Origin of the sequence: Micromonospora mirobrigensis, assembly GCF_900091555.1 — a bacterium.
GTDB lineage: Bacteria > Actinomycetota > Actinomycetes > Mycobacteriales > Micromonosporaceae > Micromonospora > Micromonospora mirobrigensis.
In genome coordinates this window covers 293,641-314,206 of the sequence record NZ_FMCX01000006.1, presented here as the reverse complement: position 1 = coordinate 314,206, position 20,566 = coordinate 293,641, and the positions used below count along the sequence as shown (strand labels likewise).

Genomic DNA, 20,566 nt, shown 5'->3' with positions numbered 1-20,566 from the left:
CGGGGACGGGCTCGGGTGCAGGTCTGGTCAGGGGGCCTGGGAGGCCACCACCACGGCGTCCGGTGGGGTCTCCGGCACCGAGCGGGCGGCCAGCCGGCGGACCGCCGTGTTCAGCACGGCGATCAGTGGAACCGCCACCACCGCGCCGGTGATGCCGGCCAGCACCACGCCAGCCGCGATACCGATGATCACCGCGAGCGGGTGGATGGCGACCGCCCGACCCATGATCAGGGGCTGGAGGATGTGCCCCTCCAACTGCTGCACGCCGATCACCACGGCGAGGATGGCCAGCGCGATGGCCGGGCCGCTGTCCACCAGCGCGATCAGCACCGCGACCACCCCGGAGAGGGTGGCGCCGACGATCGGGATGAACGCGCCGAGGAAGACCAGCGCGGCCAGCGGGAAGGCGAACGGAATGTCGAAGATGACCAGGAAGATACCGATGCCGACCGCGTCGATGAACGCCACCAGCACGGTGGCCCGGACGTAGGCACCGAGCGTCGACCACGACGCCCGCCCCGCGTCGTCGACCTTCCACCGGGCCGCCACCGGCAGCAGACCGACCAGGAAGCGCCAGATCCGGTTGCCGTCCCGCAGGAAGAAGAAGGTGGCGAAGAGCACCAGGATGGTGCCGGTGAGCAGCTCCGCGAGGGTCGCCGCGGTGCTCAACGCCCCGCTGGTGAACTTCTCGGTGTTGCCGTTGATCCAGCCCTGCGCCTCGTTGATGTACCTGTCGAGCTGGCTGTCCGACAGGTGCAGCGGGCCGGTCTTCAACCAGTCCTGGATCTGCCGTACGCCCTGCGACGACTTCTCGCTCAGCTCGGGCACACCCTGGATGAACTCGTTGACCACCAGGGTCATCGTGCCGATCACCGCCGCCAGGCCGCCGACCAGCACCACCGCCGTCGCCGCCGAACGCGGGAAGCGCGCCCTGAGCAGCCAGCCCACCGCCGGCGCGAGCAGCGCGGAGAGCAGCAGCGCGACCGCCAGCGGGATGATCACGACGCTGATCGTCCCGACGATCCGCAGCAGCGCCCAGGTGACCACGCCGATCACGATCAGCCGCCACGACCAGGCCGAGGCGATCCGCAGCGCGTGCGGCACGTCGGCGTCGTCCCGGCTGGAGGTGGAGTTGTGCAACGCGGCGGGCTGTTCCACGCCCACCACGGTGGCGGACGGCTTGGCCACCGGCCCCGGGGCGGCCGGCGTGGCCACCCGTGCCTCCTCCGGCAGGTCGGCCGGATGGCTCCTGGCCTCGCGCACCGACTCGCGTCCGTTCTCGTACGCACGGCGCAGCCGTCCGCGTACCCGCTCGAAGCGGCTCAAGCGCACCTCCTGGCGATGACGGCGGCCCGCACGGCGACGGGTCCGCACAGGGTACGTCCGACAGCGCCACCGTAGGGCAGATCCGCCACACATTGCCCAGCCGCACCCGCGCGTAACCGCCGACATCCGTCGGCGGTACCGTCTGCGGCGTGACCAGCGATCAGGACCTCGACTCCGGCCTGCCGATCCGCCTGCTGCACGACCGGGTGCTGGTGAAGGTGGACGGGAGCGAGGGTGAGCGCCGCTCCAGCGCCGGAATCGTCATCCCGGCGACCGCCGCGGTCGGCAAGCGGCTCGCCTGGGCCACCGCGGTCGGCGTCGGGCCGAACGTCCGCTCGATCGTCTCCGGTGACCGGGTGCTCTTCGACCCCGACGACCGCTCCGAGGTCGAGCTGCACGGTCGCGGGTATGTGCTGCTGCGGGAACGGGACGTGCACGCGGTCGCCGCCGAGCGGGTCGAGCCGGACGCCACGGGCCTCTACCTCTGACGTCGGCCCGGGTCGGGGGCCCGGGAGTGGGTCAGCTCATCAGGCCGGTGAGGAAGTCGCCGAGCCCCTGGGCCATCGCCATCAGCGCCGCCCCGATCCCCCTGAACAGCTGCGCCGCCCCGTCCGGCCGGAACGCCATGAAGTAGATCAGGAAGGCGACGCTGCCCCAGAGGAGCAGCTTCTTCACGAAAACCGGCATCGTCCCTCCCCAGGGCCCCGCGGACGTGCCTGGCTTCCCGCCGCCGGGCGACGCAAACGGCACCGGGAACGACCGGTGGGGTCAGGGGCGGCCGGTGGGCCAGGGCGCGGCCGGGCCGGGGCCGTACCAGCCGGGCGGGCCGTAACCGGCCGGATAGGCAGGAGGCGGGGGCGGGGCGAGCACCACCGGGATCGGCACCACCGGCTCGTCCGGCGCCTCCACGGCCCGCCGGGAACCGTCGGGGAACCGCAGGTGGTAACGGTGGCCGTCCCAGACGCCGACCGGCGCCTGCGGGTCCCGGCCGACGAAGAACGACCGGTACGCGCTGATCGCGTCCAGCAGCTCGCGTTCCTCCCGGGCGGCCCGTTCCCGGTCGGCGGGGCGGCTGTCCAGGCCCCGGCGCATCCCGTCGCGCAGCAACGCCAGCCGGGTGGCGGTGAACTGGTATCCGCGCATCGCCTTGAGGCCGCCGTCGCCGGCCACCCGCCGGGCCCAGGTACGCGCCGCGTGCCGCCGGCCCAGGCTGCCCAGGGCGGCCACCTCCGGCGGGGTGAGCCAGCCGGCGTGCACGTAGTCCGGCAGGGTGCGCTCGGTGAGCCGCCCCTCCCAGGCCCGCAGCCAGACGGCCAGGCCGACCATGCCGAAGAAGATCGGCACCATCACGCCGAGATAGCCGTAGAGCGCGATCAGACCCTCACCGGTGGCGGCCACCAGCGAGGGGAGCAGGTTCCACGTGCCGTGCAGCATCATCGCCAGCAGGAGGCCGGCGGCCGGGGCGAGGAAGCGTACCCGCCGGTCGGCGGTGCGGGCGGCGATGCCCAGCCCGACGCCGGTCATCGAGGTGAACAGCGGGTGCGCGAAGCCGAAGAGCAGGATCCGGACGATGAAGATGGCGATCACCTGCCGGACCCCGGTGGCCGGGCCGTACTCCTCGACGCCGACCCGGTAGCCGTACCCGCCGAGGTAGAGGATGTTCTCCACCATGGCGAAGCCGATCGCGGAGAGCCCGCAGTAGACCAGCCCGTCGGTGATCCCGGAGAACTCCCGGCGGCGGAAGATCAGCAGCAGGATCGGGCCGAGCGCCTTGGTCAGCTCCTCGATGAACGGGGCGACCAGCACGGCGGTCAGCGCCTGCGGCAGCCCCCAGTCCTTGAACAGCCCGGCGGCGGTCTCGTTGACGGTCAGCGACGCGGCGGTGGCGACGGCCGCCCCCCAGGCGAAGCAGAAGGCCAGGTAGAGCAGGGGCTCCGGCTCGTACCGGTCGAGCCAGAGGAAGCAGGCCACCAGGACCGGCACCGGCAGGATGGCGGCGACCACGCCGACCAGCAGCGCCTCCGGCCCCAGGTTCGACCCGAGCTGGATGAGCATGAAGACCGCGCAGGCGGCGATCAGCAGCACCACCGCGGCCAGCACGACCAGCCGGCGCCAACCCAGCCGGCGCAGCGGCATCCGCGGTGCTGCCCCGCCGGGCACCGGCACCGACTCCGGAGCGGAGGGCGGCGGGACGGGCGCGGGCGGCGACGGCGGCGTACCGCCCGGCGGGGTGTCGGCCATGCGGCCAGCGTAGTCATCCCGGACCGCCCCGGCCGGCCGCATCGGCACTCCGCACCCGCGGCGGCCCGCGGTGGCGGCTCAGCCGACCGGCGGCGCCGTGGGCGGTTTCGGGGTGCTGTCCTGCTGCTCGGCGGGGCCGGTGGCCTTCTCCGGATCGCCGAAGGACTGCCGGACCAGCCGGTTCGCCTCCTCCTGGTCGATGCCGGAGGCCACCAGCAGGTCACTGGCCGTGGTCCGCACCTGGGCGATCACCACACTTCCGGAGAAGCCCACCCCCTCCGCGTACGCCCGGCCGGCCTCGCTGACCGCGCGCAGCGACCGCTCGCGGGCCTGTTCCGGCTCCGCGCCGACGGCGAACTCGTGCCGCAGCAGCCGGACCGCCTCGGCCAGGTGCGCGACCGCGTCCGGCATCGGGCCGGGGATGCTCTCCTCGTCCTCGATCATGGTGACCGACCGGCGGATCAGGGTGCCGCTGTTGCGCATCGCCCGGTCGATGGGGTCGGCCGCCTCGGCGTAGTGGGTCAGCTCGCTGCGCCGGTGCCAGCGCGCCGGGGAGAGGGTGCTGGTCTCCTTGGCGCCCTCGATCGCCTCGGTGAAGGTGGCCAGTTCCTCCTTGTTCTCGCGGAGCCGTTCCAGGGCCCGCTGGGCGCTGGCGCGGTCCCGGTTGCGCAGCGCCTCGGCGGTGACGTCGAGCTGGCCGGCGAGCAGGTCCAGGGCCGGGCGGGCGGCCCGGTTGATCACCCGCAGTGGGTTGAGCGGCAGCAGGATCGCCGTCACCAGCAGCGCGATGCCGCCGCCGACGAACGCGTCGACGAAGCGGGGCACCTCCAGGTTCTGGGTGGAGGGGCTGAGGGTGACGATCAGCACGGCGGTGGCCGCCGCCTGGATGACGATGGCCACGCTGGCGCCGAAGAAGATGGTCAGCAGGATCGCCGCGGTCACCACCAGCCCGAGCTGCCAGCCGCCGGTGCCGAGGAAGTAGATCAGCCCGTCGCCGAGGAACACCCCGACCGCCACCCCGACGATCAGCTCCACGGTGCGCCGCAGCCGCTGGCCGACCGAGGCGGCGAGCGTGCCGACCGCCGAGATCGGCGCGAAGACCGGCTGCGGGTTGCCGAGCAGCAGGTGCGACACCATCCAGGCGAGCGTGGCGGCCAGTCCGGCCTGGACGGCCAGGCCGAGCGTCATCCGCACCCGGTGCAGCCGGTCGTGCAGGGTGGCCTTGCTCCGGTGGCGCAGCTCGGCCACCGCCCCGGCGATCCGGGCGGAGTCCACGTCGGGTCGGCCGTCGCGCATCCCGGCACGCCGCACCAGCGACGGTCGTCGGTCCCTTGCCACGGCCATGGCGGGGACTACCCACCCCGGCGGGGGACAATCCTCGCGCCGCTCCACCGGCCGGTGCCCGGTTGATGATCAGCGGGGGACGACCTAACGTTCCCCGCATGGCCGGATCCCCCCTCCTCGACGACCTGCGCGCCGCCCTGGGTGACGCCGCCGTGCTCACCGACCCGGACCTGTTGCGGATGCACAGCCGCGACGAGGCCGACCTCTGCGCGGCGGGTACGCCACTGGTGGTGACCCGACCGCGCAGCACCGAGGAGGTGGTGGCGGTGGTCCGCGCCGCCGCCCGGCACGGCGTGCCGGTGGTGCCGCAGGGCGCCCGGACCGGCCTGGCCGGCGCCGCCAACGCGGTCGACGGCGCGGTGGTGCTGAGCACCGTGGCGATGGACGCGATCCGGGAGATCGACCCGGTGGGGCGGATCGCGGTGGTCCAGCCGGGCGTGGTCAACGCGCAGCTGGCCGGGGCGGTGGCGAAGCAGGGCCTCTACTATCCGCCGGACCCGGGTTCCTGGGAGTCCTCGACCATCGGCGGCAACGTCTCCACCAACGCCGGCGGGATGTGCTGCGTCAAGTACGGCGTGACCACCGAGTACGTGCTCGGGCTGGAGGTGGTGCTCGCCTCCGGCGAGGTGCTGCGGACCGGCCGGCGGACCGCCAAGGGCGTCGCCGGGTACGACCTGACCCGGCTCTTCGTCGGCTCGGAGGGCACCCTCGGGGTGATCACCGAGATCACCGTCTCGCTGCGGCCGGCGCCCGAGGAGTCGCTGACCATGGTGGCGGTCTTCGACTCCACCGCGGCGGCCGGCGCGGCGGTGGCGGACATCGCGGCGAAGGGGCTGACGCCGAGCCTGCTGGAGCTGCTGGACCGCACCCACCTGGTGGCGATCGAGGCGTACCGGCCGATGGGGCTGCGGACCGACGCGCAGGCGCTGCTGCTGGCCGCCGCCGACACCGGCGCCCGGGCCGGCGAGGACCTGGCCCGGCTGGCCGAGGTCTGCACGGCGGCCGGTGCGGGCGAGGTGTACGCGGCCACCGACGCGGTCGAGGCGGCGGCGTTGTTGCAGGCCCGCCGGCTGGCCCACCCGGCGATGGAGAAGTTCGCGGCGGACGCCTTCCCGGACGGCAACGGCGGTTTGGTGATCGACGACGTGGCGGTGCCGCGGGGTTCGCTGGCCGCCCTGCTCGACGGGGTGGCCCGGATCGCGGCGGAGTGCGACGTGCCGATCGGGGTGGTGGGTCACGCCGGGGACGGCAACATGCACCCGAACATCGTGGTGGACCGGGCCGATCCGGCGAGCGTGGAACGCGGCCGGCGGGCCTTCGACGAGATCATGCGGCTCGGCCTGGAGCTGGGTGGCACCTGCACCGGCGAGCACGGGGTGGGGCTGCTGAAGCGGGACTGGCTGGCCCGGGAGATCGGTCCGGTCGGGGTACGGGTGCACCAGGCGATCAAGGCGGCCCTGGACCCGACGGGCCTGTTCAACCCCGGCAAGGTGCTCTGACGGTCGACGGCCCGCGCGCCGCTCAGGCGGTGGGTTCGGCGGGGGTCGCCTGGGTGAGCAGCAGCAGGATCTCGTTGGCGACCGGCGGCCGCTCCTCCCCCGGGCAGTCCTGGGAGGTGATCAGGCCGGCGGCGGTGACCAGGCTGGAGGTCAGCGCGTCGATGCAGCTGGCCCGGTACTGCCGCGCCTGGTCGGTCTCCCCGGCCAGCCGCGGGTCGGCGAGCAGCCGGTGCAGCCGCTGCACCTGCTCCGGGTCGAGGGTGCCGGTGGAGGAGACCCCGTCGCCGGCGCAGTCGACGCACTCCCAGCGGCCGTCGGCGGCGACGTCGAGGGTCCGCAGCGGGCCGTCGGAGCCGAGCTTCTGCACCAGGCTGACCCGGTCGGTCGCGGAGCCCTCCCCGGTGCCGCTCGCCGCGGGCGCGGCGACCGCACCGATCCGCCGGCCGGGGACGAGTGAACAGGCGGTGAGTGTCGTGGCGACCAGCAGGACGGCGACGGAGAGGAGGAGGACGCGCGACCGGAAGGGGTGAGCCACGCGCCGAAAATTACCGTACGGCGGGAATTGCGGGTAGCGGCCGACCGGTTCGGGCCCTCCGTCGGCCAGCCGGGCGGGATCGGTCAGCGGGACGAGGAGGGCAGTTCGACGCTGTCGCCGTCGCCACCCCGGTCGGCGGCGAAACCCCGTACGTCCGGGGCGCCGAGCCGCGCCGCGTCCGCCGCCGCGTCGTCCACCATGGACTGCGACTGCCGCTCCGCGGCCACCCGCGCCCGGTAGTGGGTCACCTCACGCTCCCGGGTGGACTCGTCCCAGCCGAGCACGGCCCCCATCAGCTCCGCGGTGTGCCCCGCCGACTCCAGGCCACGGTGGCTGGTCTCGAACGAGATCCGGGTACGCCGGGTGAGCACGTCCTCCAGGTGCAGCGCCCCCTCCGCGCGGGTCGCGTACGTCACCTCGGCCGCCAGGTATTCCGGCGCCCCGGCCAGCGGCGCGGCCAGCAGCGGCTCGGCGTCGATCAGGGCGAGCAGTTCCAGGGTGAGCGTGCCGTACCGCTCCAGCAGGTGCTCGACCACGCCGACCGGCACCCCGTGCCGGCGGGCCAGGTCGGCCCGGTCCCGCCACATCGCCGCGTACCCGTCGGCGCCCAGCAGCGGCAGGTCCGCGGTCCGCGACGGGCGGGCGCCGCCCAGCCGGCGGACCGCCCGGTCCACCACGTCGGAGGCCATCACCCGGTACGTCGTGTACTTGCCGCCGGCCACCAGCAGCAGCCCGAGCATCGGCTCGAAGACGGCGTGCTCCCGGGACAGCTTGGAGGTGGAGTCCGCCTCGCCGGCCAGCAGCGGGCGCAGCCCGGCGTAGACGCCCTCGATGTCGTCGGTGGTGAGCGGCTTGTCCAGCACCGCGTTGACCTGGTCGAGCAGGTATTGGATGTCGCGGGCGGTGGCCGACGGGTGGGACCGGTCCAGCTGCCAGTCGGTGTCCGTGGTCCCGATGATCCAGTGCCCGCCCCACGGGATCACGAAGAGCACGCTGGTGGCCGTCCGCAGGATCAGCCCGGTCTCGCCGGTGATCGCCGAGCGGGGCACCACCAGGTGCACCCCCTTGGAGGCCCGCACCCGGATGCCGGGGCGCAGCCCGACGTCGTTGAGCATCCGCGACATGTCGTCGCTCCACACGCCGGTGGCGCCGATGACCGTGCGGGCGCGTACCTCGAACTCGGCGTCCGGGGAGCCGGCCGGCGCCTCCAGGTCGCGGACCCGGACCCCGGTCACCTCCCGGGCCTGGCGGATCAGGCCGACGGCCCGGGCGCTGGTCACCACGGTGGCGCCCAGGCTGGCCGCGGTGCGGGCCAGGGTGACCACCAGCCGGGCGTCGTCGACCTGGCCGTCGTAGTAGCGGATCGCGCCGGCCAGGGTGTCCCCGCGCAGGCTGGGGAAGGCCCGGCGGGCCCCCTCCCGGGTCAGGTGCCGGTGCAGCGGCATGCCCCGACCGCCACCGAAGATCCCGGCGAAGGCGTCGTAGACCGCGACCCCGGCACCGTAGTAGGAGCGGCGGAACAGCCGGGCCGGCAGGTCGCGCAACCGCTCCCCGGCGGGGAGCGGGACCAGGAACGGGATCGGCCGGACCAGGTGCGGGGCGAGCCGGGTGGCCAGCAGCCCCCGCTCGGTCAACGCCTCGTGGACCAGGTGGAACTCCAACTGCTCCAGATAGCGCAGGCCGCCGTGGATCAGTTTGCTGGACCGGCTGGAGGTGCCGGCGGCGAAGTCACGGGCCTCCACCAGGGCCACCTTGAGCCCCCGGGAGGCGGCGTCCAGGGCCGCCCCCGCCCCGGTCACCCCACCCCCGATGACCAGCACGTCGAACTGCTCGGTGCGGAGTCTGCGCAGGTCAGCGGAGCGACGCTGCGGCGAGAGCTGGCCGGCGGCGGATCGGGTCACGTTGGGGTCGCGCACCCGTCCACGGTAACCGTCCGGGCCCGGCGGCGACACGCCCCGCCCGACCACCGGGTCCGCACTCCCGGTCGCCCGCGCGCCGGCCCGGGCCGTCGTACGGTTTCGGGGTGTACGCCACGCCGCCGCCCCCGCCCACCGTCGAGAACCGCCCGACCGGGCCGTGGCCCGTGGTGGCCGCCGTGCTGGCCGGCCTCTGGACCGTCCCGGTGGTGCTGCTCCCGCAGGTCGCCGGCTGGCTGGTCGAGCAGATTGTGGCGAGCCAGGGTGGTGGCCGCCCGGCCTGGCTCTGGCCGGTGGTCGCCCTGGTCACCGTGCTGCTGGTCGGCCTGCCGGCCCTGCTGCTGGCGCTGCTGCCCCGGTCGGCGGCGGTCCGGGCCACCGGCCGGGTGTGGCTGGGCGCCGTCCTGGCCTCGGGCGCGCTCGCGGTGTGGCGGGCGCTGCCGCCGGTGCACCACGAGGCGTACCTGGTCGGGCTGGCCGGCACCGCCGCGCTGGGCGCGCTGGTGCTGACCCGGCTGGCCCGCCGGCGTACCCCGGCGGTGGTCGCGGCGGACAGCCGGCGGCCGGGCGCGGTGACCCTGCTCGCCGTGGCGGCCGGCCTGGTCCTGCTGCTGCCCTGGCTCTGGCTCGGCGCGCTGGGCGGCCTGCTGGAGACGGTGCTCGCCGGGCTGGCCGCCGCCGCGGTCGGCGCGCTCGCCGCGGCGCTGCTCGACACCGGCTTCTGGGCCGCGTTCACCCTCGGCGAGCCACCCCGGCCGGCCCGGGCGGTGCTGCTCGGCGGCCTGGTCGCCGGGGTGGCCCTGCTCCTCGTCGCCGCCGGCACCGGGCAGTCCGGGGCGCAGCTGCCGGCCCTGCTCACCGTGCCGCCGGCCGGTTTCGTGGCGGCCGCTCTGCACGTCGCGTCCCGGCGCGCCGGCGACCGGGGCGGGCGCGCGGCGGTCCGCTGGCCGGTCGGGCTGGCCGTGCTCGGGCCGCTGGCCTTCACCGACCCGGAGGAGATCTCGCTGCCGCTGCTCACCGGGCGGGACGTGCCGTACTGGACGGCCGTGGCGACCGGGGCCGGCCTCGCCGGCGGGCTGCTGCTCGCCGCCGGGTACGGCGTGCTGCTCGCCCGCCGCCGGGCCGGTGTGCCGCCCCGGCGGGTGGCCGCGACGGCCGCGCTGGTGCTGCTCGCCGCCGCGGTCCTGGTCGACGTCGTGCCGGGCCACCCCGGGCTGTACGGCGAACGGCTGCTGGTGGTGCTGCGCGCGCAGGCCGACCTGAGCGGCGTGCCGGCCGGGACGCCCGGACGGGCCGGCCGGGACGCCCGGGCCGCCGAGGTCTACCGGCGGCTGGTGGAGACCGCCGACCGCAACCAGGCGGACCTGCGCCGGCAGCTCACCCGGCTGCATCTCGACCCGAGGCCGTACTACCTGGTCAACGCCATCGAGGTGGACGGCGGGCCGGGGGTACGGGCCTGGCTGTCACGGCGCCCCGAGGTGTCCCGGGTGCTGGTCAGCCAGCGACTCCGCCCGCTGCCGGCGCCCGCGCCGCCGTCCCGGGGCGACCGGCCCGCCCCCACCGGCCCGGAGTGGAACATCCGGCTGATCGGCGCCGACCGGGTCTGGGCCGAGCTGGGGGTGACCGGCGCCGGGGTGGTGGTGGGCAGCTCCGACTCGGGGGTGGACGGCGGCCACCCGGCGCTGGCCGCCGGTTTCCGGGGCGGCGACGACTCCTGGTACGACCCGTGGGAGCACACCCGCCGCCCGACCGACCGGCAGGGGCACGGCACCCACACGACGGGCAGCGCGGTCGGGCGCGACGGCATCGGGGTGGCCCCCGGGGCCGGCTGGGTGGGCTGCGTCAACCTGGAACGCAACCTCGGCAACCCGGGCTACTACCTCGACTGCCTCCAGTTCATGCTGGCGCCCTTCCCGCCCGGCGGGAACCCGTTCACCGACGGCCGGCCCGGACGGGCTCCGGACGTCCTCACCAACTCGTGGGGCTGTCCGCCGGTCGAGGGCTGCGACGCCTCGGCGCTGCGGCCGGCCACCGCCGCGCTGGAGTCCGCCGGGATCATGGTGGTCGCCGCCGCCGGCAACTCCGGGCCGGGCTGCGGCACCATCGCCGAGCCGCCCGCCCCCTACCCGGATGTGCTGACCGTGGGCGCGGTGGACCGGCAGCGCCGGGTCACCGACTTCTCCAGCCGGGGTCCGGCCGCGGGTGGCGCCGGCAAGCCGGACCTGGTCGCCCCGGGCGCGGCGGTGCTCTCCGCGATGCCGGGCGGCGGGTACGCCACCCTGGACGGCACCTCGATGGCAACGCCGCAGGTGGCCGGGGTGGTGGCGCTGATGTGGTCGGCGAACCCGGCGCTGGTCGGGGACCTGACCCGGACCCGGGCGATCCTGCGGAACACCGCCGCCCCGGTCCCGCCGCCGACCGAGGGCCGGTGCGGAGGAACCGGCGACGTCTCCGGCGCCGGCCTGGTCGACGCGTACGCGGCCGTGCGGGCGGCGCGGACGGCCCGCTGACCGAGGGATGTCGCCCGGGCGCCCGGATGGCCTAGGGTCGGCTGCCATGGACGCGGAGATCACCGTCGCCGAGCTGACCGTCGAGCAGGCGCCGGCCGTGGTCGCGCTCTGCCAACGGGCGCTGGACCTGCCGGAGGACGCCACCGAGGCGGCGGCCGTCGTGGACACCGTCTGGACCCGGGCCGCCGCCGCCCGCCCGGTGGTCGGGCTGGGGGCGTACGCGGGGACGGAACTGGTCGGGGTGCTGATCGGCTCGCTCTCGACCGAGGACCCGCGGCTCGGGCACGTGGACCTGGTGGCGGTGGCCCCGGACCGGCGCCGTCGGGGCGTCGGGCGGGCCCTGCTGGCGGCGGTCGAACGGCGGCTCGCCGAGCGGGGCGCGACGGAGCTGCTGCTGGCCGGAAACCCGCCGTACTACGCCTGGCCCGGCATCGACGTCCGGTACACCCCGGCGGTCTGCCTGGCGCTGGCGCTCGGCCACCGGCAGGACCGTACGGCGTGGAACATGACCGCCGAGCTGACCGACGGCTCCCCCGCGCTCCGCCCGACCGACGACGCCGAGCGGCGGCTGGCCGAGCGCGGCGTGGCCGTACGCCGGGCCGAGCCGGCGGACCTGCCGGCGCTGACCGCGTTCGCCCGGTCGGTCTTCGGCGGGACGTGGGACGGCGAGCTGGCCGGCTCGGTGGGCCGCCCGGACGCGGGAGCGCACCTGGCCGAGCGGGACGGGAGGATCCTCGGCTTCGCCGCGTACGGGTCGGCCCGGCCGAGCTGGTTCGGGCCGATGGGCACCGCCCCGGAGGCGGCCGGTTCGGGGATCGGCGGGGTGCTGTTGCGGCGCTGCCTGCGCGACCAGCGGGCCGCCGGCCTGTCGTCGGCGCAGATCGGCTGGGTGGGGCCGGTGTCGTTCTACTCGGGCAGCGCGGGGGCCCGGATCGAACGGGTCTTCTGGCTGTACCGCCGCACGATCGGATAACCCCGGTTTCGCCCGTGCCGGGCGTCGGCACCCCCTACCGTTTCGGTAGGAGGAGGCGGCGATGGCCACGGACGACGAAGAGCTCGACGAGGGGCGGCGCGGCACCTGGCCGGAGATCGGCGGCGGGCCGGCGAAGCTGCCGTTCGACCAGCGGGACTACGGCGACGCCGAGCAGTTGGCCGAGCTCACCGGCACCGACGAGCCGGCCGGCGACGAGCCGCTGGCGGTCGACGAGCCGGTCCGGATCCCACCGCCGGACTGAGTCGACAGGCACGGATCGGACATACGGAAGGGGGCGGACCGCTGACGCGGCCCGCCCCCTTTCGGCGTACTGGATGGGGCTGGACTCAGAAGTCCATGTCCCCGCCACCCGGGCCGGCCGGGGCGGCCGGGGTCTTCTCCGGCTTGTCCGCGACGACGGCCTCGGTGGTGAGGAAGAGCGCCGCGATGGACGCGGCGTTCTGCAGCGCCGACCGGGTCACCTTGGCCGGGTCGATGATGCCCGCGGCCAGCAGGTCCACGTACTCACCGGAGGCGGCGTTGAGGCCGTGCCCGGCGTCGAGGTTGCGAACCCGCTCGACGACGACGCCACCCTCGAGGCCGGCGTTGACGGCGATCTGCCGCAGCGGGGCGTCCAGCGCGATCTTCACGATCTGCGCGCCGGTCGCCTCGTCGCCCTTCAGGTCCAGCTTGTCGAAGGCGGTCTTGCCGGCCTGCACCAGCGCGACGCCACCACCCGGGACGATGCCCTCCTCGACGGCGGCCTTCGCGTTGCGGACGGCGTCCTCGATGCGGTGCTTGCGCTCCTTGAGCTCGACCTCGGTGGCCGCGCCGACCTTGATCACCGCAACACCGCCGGCCAGCTTGGCCAGGCGCTCCTGCAGCTTCTCGCGGTCGTAGTCGGAGTCGCTCTTGTCGATCTCGGCCCGGATCTGGTTGACCCGGCCCTGGATCTGCTCGGCGTCACCGGCACCGTCGACGATGGTGGTCTCGTCCTTGGTCACCACGACCTTGCGGGCGCGGCCCAGCATGTCGAGGCTGACGGCGTCCAGCTTGAGGCCGACCTCCTCGCTGATGACCTGACCACCGGTGAGGATGGCGATGTCGGCCAGCATGGCCTTGCGGCGGTCACCGAAGCCCGGCGCCTTGACGGCGACCGACTTGAAGGTGCCCCGGACCTTGTTGACGACCAGGGTGGCCAGGGCCTCGCCCTCGATGTCCTCGGAGATGATCAGCAGCGGCTTGCCCGACTGCATGACCTTCTCGAGGATCGGGAGCAGGTCCTTCACCGACGAGATCTTGCTGTTGACGATGAGCAGGTAGGGGTCGTCGAAGACGGCCTCCATGCGCTCCGGGTCGGTCATGAAGTACGCGGAGATGTAGCCCTTGTCGAAGCGCATACCCTCGGTGAGCTCAAGCTCCAGGCCGAAGGTGTTGCTCTCCTCGACGGTGATGACGCCTTCCTTGCCGACCTTGTCCATCGCCTCGGCGATGATCTCACCGACGGTGTTGTCACCGGCGGAGATGGAGGCGGTGGAGGCGATCTGCTCCTTGGTCTCCACGTCCTTGGCGAGCTTGAGCAGCTCCTCCGAGACGCTGGCCACGGCGGCCTCGATGCCCCGCTTCAGGGCCATCGGGTTGGCGCCGGCGGCCACGTTGCGCAGGCCCTCACGGACCAGGGCCTGGGCCAGGACGGTCGCCGTCGTCGTGCCGTCACCGGCGACGTCGTCGGTCTTCTTGGCGACCTCCTTGACCAGCTCGGCGCCGATCTTCTCGTACGGGTCCTCGAGCTCGATCTCCTTGGCGATGCTCACACCATCGTTGGTGATGGTGGGGGCACCCCACTTCTTCTCGAGCACGACGTTGCGGCCCTTGGGGCCGAGCGTCACCTTCACGGCGTCGGCGAGCTGGTTCATGCCCCGCTCGAGGCCGCGGCGCGCCTCTTCGTCGAACGCGATCATCTTGGCCATACGGCGTTGTCCTCCTGGACACTCACGGGCCACCCGAGTGTGTGTCCCGGATGGGCCGCCTGGTGTACGCACCTTGGGACGTCGCCACCTGGCGACGACGACGTCCTTCGGCCGGGCCGGATAGCCCGCGACGACCGGCCGTGTGCCGAACCGACGTCTCCAACGCCGGCGCGACCATGGCCCCACCGTCCCGACCATTGGCACTCACCGTACGGGAGTGCCAATGACTTGTTTAGCACTCTCCCCTGCCGAGTGCAAGCACGATCGCCTCGGGTCAGCCGAGTTCCCCGGCCAGCCGGGCGCTGTTCACCGGCCCCTCCTGGCCGCGCTGCTCGGCGTACGTCACCACCAGGCCGACCTGCTGCACCAGATACGCCGGCACGGAGAGCAGGGCGGCGACGACCAGCGCCACGAACAGCCCGGCCGCCGCGGCGGGCGAGGCGAACGGGTCGGTGCCGGCTGCCGACGTGGCGATCTCCTCCACCACGGAGGTGACGACGCTGAAGAGGATCACCACGATCCCCACCAGGCTGATCCGGCCGAGCACCATGCCCAGCCGGTCGTGGAACATCCGGAACGACCGGCCGATCGGGTTCTCCCGCTCGTAGAGGTAGATCGGGGTGACCAGGCTCAGCGCGAAGGCGAGGTAGATGCCGGGCAGGATGCAGAAGCAGAAGCCGACCGCCATCAGCAGGCCGGTCAGCAGGGTCCAGCCCCAGAGGCCGAGCGCCCGCCGGAAGCCGTAGCGCAGCGCGCCGCCGGCGGTCACCGCCTCACCCAGCGCCTGCCGGGTCACCGCCCAGGTGCCGGCGGCCCAGCCGGCCGCCTGCAACAGGCCGAAGAGCAGGCTGCCCAGGCCGATGACGGCCCCGAAGAGGGCGAGGTCGGTGAAGAAGCCGTCCGGGAGCGCGACCTGGCCGTCGGCGGACGGCGCCGTCGCCAGCTCGTCGGCCGGGAGCAGCACCACCGAGAGCACGGAGATCGCCAGCGCCGGCAGGACCTGGGTCACCACCAGCACCAGCACCAGCACCCGCCAGCTGCGCCGCAGCGCGGCGAGGCCCCGGTTCCACCAGCCCTCCAGGCCCCCGTTCGGCGGGTTGACCAGCGGGTCGTGCGGATCCCAGGGGGCACCGCCCGGCCATCCGGGGCCGTACGGCGGCACGGCCGCGCCCAGCGGGTCACCGTACGGCTGGCCGGGCGGATAGGCGCCGTAGGGCTGGCCGGGCGGGTAGGCGCCGTAGGGCTGGTCACCGGGCGGGTAGGCGCCGTAGGGCTGGCCCGGCGGGTAGCCGCCGTACGGCTGGCCCGGCGGGTAGCCGCCGTACGGCTGGCCCGGCGGGTAGCCGCCGTAGGGCGGGCCGGGCGGCTGGCCCTGGTAGGGCGGGTAGCCGGGCGGGAATCCGCTGGGCGCCGACGGGTTCCCCGGCAGCACGCCGGTCGGCGGGAACACGGTCGGCTGCGGCGCGGTCGGGTCGACGGGCGGCGGTGCGGTCGGGTCCGCCGGCAGGGGTGCGGTCGGATCGGACCGTCCGGCCTCCCGGTCGGCCGGCCGACCGGCGTCGTCCGGCTCGCCGGGATCGGCTCCGGGTGGGGGCTGGTCGGACATGGAGCCTCCTCAGCGGCATGGGCTGGAACGGCTCATGATCTTCCCTGGTACGGCTTGCCCGCGCAGCCCCCGTTCGGGGCGGGCGCGCCGGCGAACCGCCACATCGACCCGGCGCACCTCCGGTCGGCGCCGGCCCGGGTCAGGCGATGACGCGGACCCGCTCGGCCTGCGGCCCCTTCTGGCCCTGGGAGATCTCGAACTCGACCCGCTGGCCGTCGTCGAGTGCCTTGTAGCCGTCCATCTCGATCGCGGAGAAGTGGACGAACACGTCCTGCCCGCCGTCGACGGCGATGAAGCCGTAGCCCTTTTCGGAGTTGAACCACTTCACGGTGCCCTGTGCCACGGTGCACTTCCTCACTCTGCGCGGCGTTCCCCAACCCCGGGACGTCGGCCGGCGCCGGCGTACCGGGAGCCACCGTTCCAGCGATCGACGACGGCCGCTGATTCGGTGACCGAAATCGCACGCTACACGAGGAGTGACGACGGCGCACGGCCACAAACGCGGGCAAAAAGGGCGGCCTCCGCCCCTCAACGCATCGTCGACCGTCGCTGCGGTATGCATGCGCCATGACCCGTACCCCGACCGTCGACGCCCCGGACCGGCTCCCCCGCGACGCCGGCGACCCCGGCCTCCGGCCGGCCGCCGTCCGCCGGGTGCGGCCCGCCGACGGCGCGCGGATGCGGGCGCTGCGCCTGGAGATGCTGGCCGACGCCCCGCTGGCCTTCCTGGAGACGATCGCGGACGCCGCCGCCCGGCCGCACGCCGACTACTGCGCCCGGATCGCCGCGGTCTCGGCGGGCTGCCACACCGCGCAGTTCGTCGCCGACCCGGGCGGCCGGCTGGTCGGGCACGCCGGCGGCGTCGCCGTGCCGCAGGAGCCCGGCCTGACCGTCGTGTACGCCGTCTACGTCACCCCGACCCGCCGGGGCACCGGCCTGCTCGGTGAGCTGGTGGAGGCGGTGGCCGCCTGGTCCCGGTCCTGCGGCCGGCCGGAGCTGATGCTGGAGGTGGTGGTCGGCAACGACCGCGCCCACCGGGCGTACCGGAAGCTCGGCTTCACCGACACCGGCGTCCGCGTCCCCCACCCCACCGTCCCCGCCCTGCAGGAACTCCAGATGCGCCGCCCCGCCTGAACAGACCCGGCTCCACGTCCCTCGCCGGAGTCCCCGCGCTGCGAGGTGTTAACAAGGGGCCCCTCCTATACCGGAGGCGTTAAGAAGGGGCCCCTCCTTACACCTCAGGCGTGGCGGCGGCTCTGCACGATCCGGAACCGGTTGGAGACGTACGCCCCGTCGGTCAGCGCCGAGTTCGCCGCGGCGTTCGCCCCCGACCCGTGGAAGTCCGAGAACGCCGCCGACTGGTTGACGAACACCCCGCCGGTCAGGTTCGCCGACAGGTGCACACCAGCGTCGATCGCCGCCTTCTCGGCCTCGTCCAGCACCGCCTCGTCGGTGGAGTAGACGCCCGCCGTGAGCGCGCCCTTCTCCCCCACCGTCTCGCGGAGGATCCGCAGGCTGTGCTCCGTGGAGTCGGTGGCGATGGCGAACGAGATCGGCCCGAACCACTCCTTGGAGTAGGTCGCCGTGTCGCCGGCGTCCAGCTTGACCACGGTGGGCGTACGCACGACCGCGCCGGGGAAGGCCGGGTGCTCGACGGTCCGCGACTCCAGCACCGGCTCGCCGACCTTGGTCACCTCGTCGAGCCGCTCGAGCACCCCGTCGTTGACGATCGCGCCGGTCAGCTCGACGCCACGGGCCGGGTCGGCGGTGAGCTTGCCGACCGCGGCGGCGATTCCGCCGGCCACCTCGTCGAAGCTCTTGTGCCCCTGGTCGGTGGCGATGCCGTCCCGGGGGATCAGGATGTTCTGCGAGGTGGTGCACATCTGGCCGCTGTAGAGGGTGAGGGTGAAGCCCAGGTTGCGGCACATCCCGGCGAAGTCGTCGGTGGAGTCGATGACGACCGTGTTCAGCCCGGCCTTCTCGGTGTAGACGGCGGCCTGCCGGGCGTTCGCCTCCAGCCAGTCGCCGTACTCGGTGGAGCCGGTGAAGTCGACGACCTTCACGGCCGGGTGCAGGGCCAGGGTGGTGGCGAGCTTCTCGCCCGGCGCCTCGGGGGCGAGTTGCATCAGGTTCGGGTCGAAGCCGGCCTCGGCGAGCACCTGGCGGGCGTACTTCACCGTGATGGCGAGCGGCAGCACGGCGCGCGGGTGCGGCTTGACCACCACCGGGTTGCCGGTGACCAGGGAGGCGAAGAGCCCCGGGTACGAGTTCCAGGTCGGGAAGGTGTTGCAGCCGATCACCAGGGCCACGCCGCGCGGCACGACGTGGAAGGTCTTGGTCATCCGCAGCGGGTCGCCCTTGCCGGCGGCCTTCTCCCAGCCGGCCGTCCCCGGGTGGCGGGTCATCTCCGCGTACGCGTAGGCGATCGCCTCCAGGGCGCGGTCCAGCGCGTGCGCGCCGCCGGCCTGGAAGGCCATCACGAAGGCCTGGCCGCTGGTGAACTGCACCGCGTTGGCCAGCTCGAAGATGTTCTTGTGCAGCCGGTCGAGGATCTCCAGGCAGACCCCGGCGCGGGCCTGGGGGCCGGCGTCGCGCCAGGCCGGCAGGGCGGCGGTCGCGGCGGCCACCAGTTGGTCGGCGCCGGCGTGCGGGTAGCGGACGTTCAGCTCCAGCCCGAACGGGCTGTCCTCGGTGGCGACCGTGTCGCCGTCCGTGGCCTGGTCCAGGACGAAATCGCCGTTCAGGTACGCCTCGAAGGCGGCCTTCCCGTCGGCGGCGGCGGTCTCGCCGTAGACCCGGGGGCTGGGCGACTCCGGGTAGGCGGACCAGTACCCGCGCTCCGTGATCGCGGTCAGCGCACGGTTGAGGGTGTCGGCGTGCCTGTCGTAGAGGGGGTGCGGGGTCTCCGTCATGCCCGCCATCATGCAACAGAAGGGGTCAGGATCAGTAGAGCCATGTCACAAGTCAGATCGTCGACCGGCTTGCGGAACGACGATCGGGCCGGCGGATTTCCGCCGGCCCGATCGGACGTTGGTCGGGAGGGACGATCGCACAACGCCTCCGGCGTTGGGTCGTAAGAACTTCAAAAGTCTTCGGCGAAACGCCCTCCCGCACGGAGCATCTTGCGCCGCCCGAATCCTGCCGTCAAGTCCCTACCGGTGGGTTTTTCGCACTCACAGCGAATCGCCAGTTACCCACCGGATCTCCCCCATCCCCCACCCGGGCGATCCGCCCTCCCCCACCCGGCCCCGCCCCGGCCGAGTTGACCAAGGATCTCGCGTCGGGATCCGGCCTTCCGGCGACGCAAACTCCTTGATCAACGACGAGGGTCGGGGCTGGGGGCAGAGCGGGGCAGTCAGGAGAGGAGGCCGGCGTCGCGGGCGGCGCGCAGCGACGGCTTGATGCGGTGGGTGGGGCCGACCTGGGCGGCCACCGCGTCGAGGGTCTTCAGTCCCTCGCCGGTGTTGAAGACGACCGTCTCCTTGGCGGGGTCGAGGCGGCCGGACTCGACGAGCTTGCGGAGCACGGCCACGGTCACGCCGCCGGCGGTCTCGGCGAAGACGCCGGTGGTACGGGCCAGCAGCCGGATGCCCGCCCGGATCTCGTCGTCGTCGGCGTACTCCATCCAGCCGCCGGTGCGGCGGACCGCCTCCAGGGCGTAGAGGCCGGCGGCCGGGTCGCCGATGTTCAGCGACTTGGCGATGCCGGTGGGCTTGACCGGGGTGATCGTGTCGGTGTCGGCGTGCAGGGCCGTGGCGATCGGGTTGCAACCGGCCGACTGGGCGCCGAACACCGTCCAGCCGCCGGCCGGCGCCTCGACCAGCCCGATCTCGACCAGCTCGGTGAACGCCTTGTCGATCTTGGTGAGCAGCTCGCCGGAGGCCATCGGGATGACCACCTGGGCGGGGATCCGCCAGCCCAGCTGCTCGGCCACCTCGTAGCCGAGCGTCTTGGAACCCTCGGCGTAGTACGGCCGGACGTTGACGTTGACGAACGCGGTGTCCTCGAACTCGTCGGTCTCCACCAGCTCACCGCAGAGCCGGTTCACGTCGTCGTACGAGCCGTCGACGGCGACCAGGTCGCCGCCGTAGACGGCGGTGGTGATCACCTTGCCCTGCTCCAGGTCGGACGGGATGAAGACGACCGAGGGCACCCCGGCGCGGGCGCCGTGCGCGGCCACCGAGTTGGCCAGGTTGCCGGTGGAGGCGCAGGCGAAGCGGGTGAAGCCGAGCGCCCGGGCCGCGGTCAGCGCCACCGAGACGACCCGGTCCTTGAACGAGTGGGTGGGGTTGGCGCTGTCGTCCTTGACCCAGAGCGGCGCGGTGACGCCCAGCTCGGCGGCGAGGTGCGGGGCGGCCACCAGCGGGGTGAGCCCCGGGTCCAGGCTGACCCGGGTGGCCGGGTCCTGACCGGCGGGGAGCAGGGCCGCGTACCGCCAGATGTTGGCCGGGCCGGCCTCGATCTGCTCCCGGGTGACGGTGGCCAGCGCGGCGGTGTCGTAGTCCACCTCGAGCGGCCCGAAACACTCGTAGCAGGCGTGCTGCGCGGCGAGCGGGTAGCGGGCGGAGCAGGCGCGGCAGGCCAGGGCGCGGGCGGGGCTGGCCGTGGTGTCGATGCCGGCGGCGGGAAGGGTCGACGTCATGTCG

17 protein-coding genes are annotated in these 20,566 nt (G+C 74.1%); 6 read left to right on the top strand and 11 right to left on the bottom strand.

Annotation, left to right across the window (positions count from 1 at the left end):
- Positions 1 to 27: 27 nt before the first annotated feature.
- Positions 28 to 1,374, bottom strand: a complete 1,347-nt coding sequence (locus GA0070564_RS21150) for an AI-2E family transporter (protein WP_245670131.1) — start codon at positions 1,372 to 1,374, stop codon at positions 28 to 30.
- A gap of 101 nt (positions 1,375 to 1,475) precedes the next feature.
- On the opposite strand from GA0070564_RS21150, the gene GA0070564_RS21145 reads away from it, so the two are divergent.
- Positions 1,476 to 1,814, top strand: coding sequence for a GroES family chaperonin (locus GA0070564_RS21145; protein WP_091611181.1), 339 nt, complete (start codon positions 1,476 to 1,478; stop codon positions 1,812 to 1,814).
- A 31-nt stretch (positions 1,815 to 1,845) separates the two neighbouring features.
- Here GA0070564_RS21145 and GA0070564_RS29445 read toward each other — a convergent pair whose 3' ends face one another.
- The 3 genes from GA0070564_RS29445 to GA0070564_RS21135 form a co-directional block, all read right to left on the bottom strand.
- Entirely contained in the window at positions 1,846 to 2,013 is a 168-nt protein-coding gene (locus GA0070564_RS29445) for a hypothetical protein (RefSeq protein ID WP_172880295.1), read from the bottom strand.
- A gap of 81 nt (positions 2,014 to 2,094) precedes the next feature.
- Complete coding sequence (locus GA0070564_RS21140) at positions 2,095 to 3,609, bottom strand: PrsW family intramembrane metalloprotease (protein ID WP_091611176.1); 1,515 nt, start codon at positions 3,607 to 3,609, stop codon at positions 2,095 to 2,097.
- 36 nt (positions 3,610 to 3,645) lie between these two features.
- The gene (locus GA0070564_RS21135) at positions 3,646 to 4,863 is read right to left on the bottom strand and encodes an FUSC family protein (protein WP_245670130.1); all 1,218 of its coding nucleotides are present in this window, start codon (positions 4,861 to 4,863) and stop codon (positions 3,646 to 3,648) included.
- 146 nt (positions 4,864 to 5,009) lie between these two features.
- Between GA0070564_RS21135 and GA0070564_RS21130 the strand changes: the two genes are divergently transcribed.
- Entirely contained in the window at positions 5,010 to 6,410 is a 1,401-nt protein-coding gene (locus tag GA0070564_RS21130; RefSeq protein ID WP_091611168.1) for an FAD-binding oxidoreductase, read from the top strand.
- A 22-nt stretch (positions 6,411 to 6,432) separates the two neighbouring features.
- On the opposite strand, the gene GA0070564_RS21125 is transcribed toward GA0070564_RS21130, so the two are convergent.
- Together GA0070564_RS21125 and GA0070564_RS21120 are read right to left on the bottom strand one after the other, a co-directional pair.
- Entirely contained in the window at positions 6,433 to 6,945 is a 513-nt protein-coding gene (locus GA0070564_RS21125; protein ID WP_091611164.1) for a hypothetical protein, read from the bottom strand.
- A gap of 83 nt (positions 6,946 to 7,028) precedes the next feature.
- Complete coding sequence (locus GA0070564_RS21120; RefSeq protein ID WP_091611677.1) at positions 7,029 to 8,861, bottom strand: glycerol-3-phosphate dehydrogenase/oxidase; 1,833 nt, start codon at positions 8,859 to 8,861, stop codon at positions 7,029 to 7,031.
- Positions 8,862 to 8,968: 107 nt separating this feature from the next.
- On the opposite strand from GA0070564_RS21120, the gene GA0070564_RS21115 reads away from it, so the two are divergent.
- From GA0070564_RS21115 to GA0070564_RS21105, 3 genes are all read left to right on the top strand, one after another.
- A complete protein-coding gene (locus GA0070564_RS21115) occupies positions 8,969 to 11,371 on the top strand; it encodes a S8 family serine peptidase (RefSeq protein WP_245670129.1) in 2,403 nt (800 codons plus the stop codon).
- Between the two features lie 46 nt (positions 11,372 to 11,417).
- Complete coding sequence (locus GA0070564_RS21110) at positions 11,418 to 12,344, top strand: GNAT family N-acetyltransferase (protein ID WP_091611161.1); 927 nt, start codon at positions 11,418 to 11,420, stop codon at positions 12,342 to 12,344.
- Between the two features lie 61 nt (positions 12,345 to 12,405).
- Positions 12,406 to 12,606, top strand: coding sequence for a hypothetical protein (locus GA0070564_RS21105; RefSeq protein WP_091611157.1), 201 nt, complete (start codon positions 12,406 to 12,408; stop codon positions 12,604 to 12,606).
- Positions 12,607 to 12,691: 85 nt separating this feature from the next.
- Here the strand turns inward: GA0070564_RS21105 and groL are convergent, their stop codons facing one another.
- From groL to GA0070564_RS21090, 3 genes are all read right to left on the bottom strand, one after another.
- The gene (groL, locus tag GA0070564_RS21100) at positions 12,692 to 14,314 is read right to left on the bottom strand and encodes a chaperonin GroEL (RefSeq protein ID WP_091611153.1); all 1,623 of its coding nucleotides are present in this window, start codon (positions 14,312 to 14,314) and stop codon (positions 12,692 to 12,694) included.
- A 274-nt stretch (positions 14,315 to 14,588) separates the two neighbouring features.
- Positions 14,589 to 15,920 carry a hypothetical protein gene (locus GA0070564_RS21095; protein WP_091611150.1) on the bottom strand — a complete coding sequence of 444 codons (1,332 nt, stop codon included), beginning with the start codon at positions 15,918 to 15,920 and terminating at the stop codon, positions 14,589 to 14,591.
- Positions 15,921 to 16,059: 139 nt separating this feature from the next.
- Complete coding sequence (locus GA0070564_RS21090) at positions 16,060 to 16,263, bottom strand: cold-shock protein (protein WP_091611145.1); 204 nt, start codon at positions 16,261 to 16,263, stop codon at positions 16,060 to 16,062.
- A 335-nt stretch (positions 16,264 to 16,598) separates the two neighbouring features.
- Between GA0070564_RS21090 and GA0070564_RS21085 the strand changes: the two genes are divergently transcribed.
- On the top strand, positions 16,599 to 17,054 hold the full coding sequence (locus GA0070564_RS21085) for a GNAT family N-acetyltransferase (RefSeq protein ID WP_245670147.1): 456 nt from the start codon (positions 16,599 to 16,601) through the stop codon (positions 17,052 to 17,054).
- A gap of 104 nt (positions 17,055 to 17,158) precedes the next feature.
- On the opposite strand, the gene paaN is transcribed toward GA0070564_RS21085, so the two are convergent.
- Positions 17,159 to 18,832, bottom strand: coding sequence for a phenylacetic acid degradation protein PaaN (gene paaN / locus GA0070564_RS21080; protein WP_176730776.1), 1,674 nt, complete (start codon positions 18,830 to 18,832; stop codon positions 17,159 to 17,161).
- Between the two features lie 443 nt (positions 18,833 to 19,275).
- The gene (gene thrC, locus GA0070564_RS21075) at positions 19,276 to 20,562 is read right to left on the bottom strand and encodes a threonine synthase (protein ID WP_091611131.1); all 1,287 of its coding nucleotides are present in this window, start codon (positions 20,560 to 20,562) and stop codon (positions 19,276 to 19,278) included.
- Between the last annotated feature and the right edge of the window lie 4 nt (positions 20,563 to 20,566).

Bases quoted from the DNA above. Each gene is read 5' to 3' on its own strand.
- GA0070564_RS29445 (WP_172880295.1), bottom strand. From the start codon at position 2,013: ATGCCGGTTTTCGTGAAGAAGCTGCTCCTCTGGGGCAGCGTCGCCTTC.
- GA0070564_RS21140 (WP_091611176.1), bottom strand. From the start codon at position 3,609: ATGCGGCCGGCCGGGGCGGTCCGGGATGACTACGCTGGCCGCATGGCC.
- GA0070564_RS21135 (WP_245670130.1), bottom strand. From the start codon at position 4,863: ATGCGCGACGGCCGACCCGACGTGGACTCCGCCCGGATCGCCGGGGCG.
- GA0070564_RS21130 (WP_091611168.1), top strand. From the start codon at position 5,010: ATGGCCGGATCCCCCCTCCTCGACGACCTGCGCGCCGCCCTGGGTGAC.
- GA0070564_RS21110 (WP_091611161.1), top strand. From the start codon at position 11,418: ATGGACGCGGAGATCACCGTCGCCGAGCTGACCGTCGAGCAGGCGCCG.
- GA0070564_RS21105 (WP_091611157.1), top strand. From the start codon at position 12,406: ATGGCCACGGACGACGAAGAGCTCGACGAGGGGCGGCGCGGCACCTGG.
- groL (WP_091611153.1), bottom strand. From the start codon at position 14,314: ATGGCCAAGATGATCGCGTTCGACGAAGAGGCGCGCCGCGGCCTCGAG.
- GA0070564_RS21095 (WP_091611150.1), bottom strand. From the start codon at position 15,920: ATGTCCGACCAGCCCCCACCCGGAGCCGATCCCGGCGAGCCGGACGAC.
- GA0070564_RS21085 (WP_245670147.1), top strand. From the start codon at position 16,599: ATGCGGGCGCTGCGCCTGGAGATGCTGGCCGACGCCCCGCTGGCCTTC.
- paaN (WP_176730776.1), bottom strand. From the start codon at position 18,832: ATGACGGAGACCCCGCACCCCCTCTACGACAGGCACGCCGACACCCTC.
- thrC (WP_091611131.1), bottom strand. From the start codon at position 20,562: ATGACGTCGACCCTTCCCGCCGCCGGCATCGACACCACGGCCAGCCCC.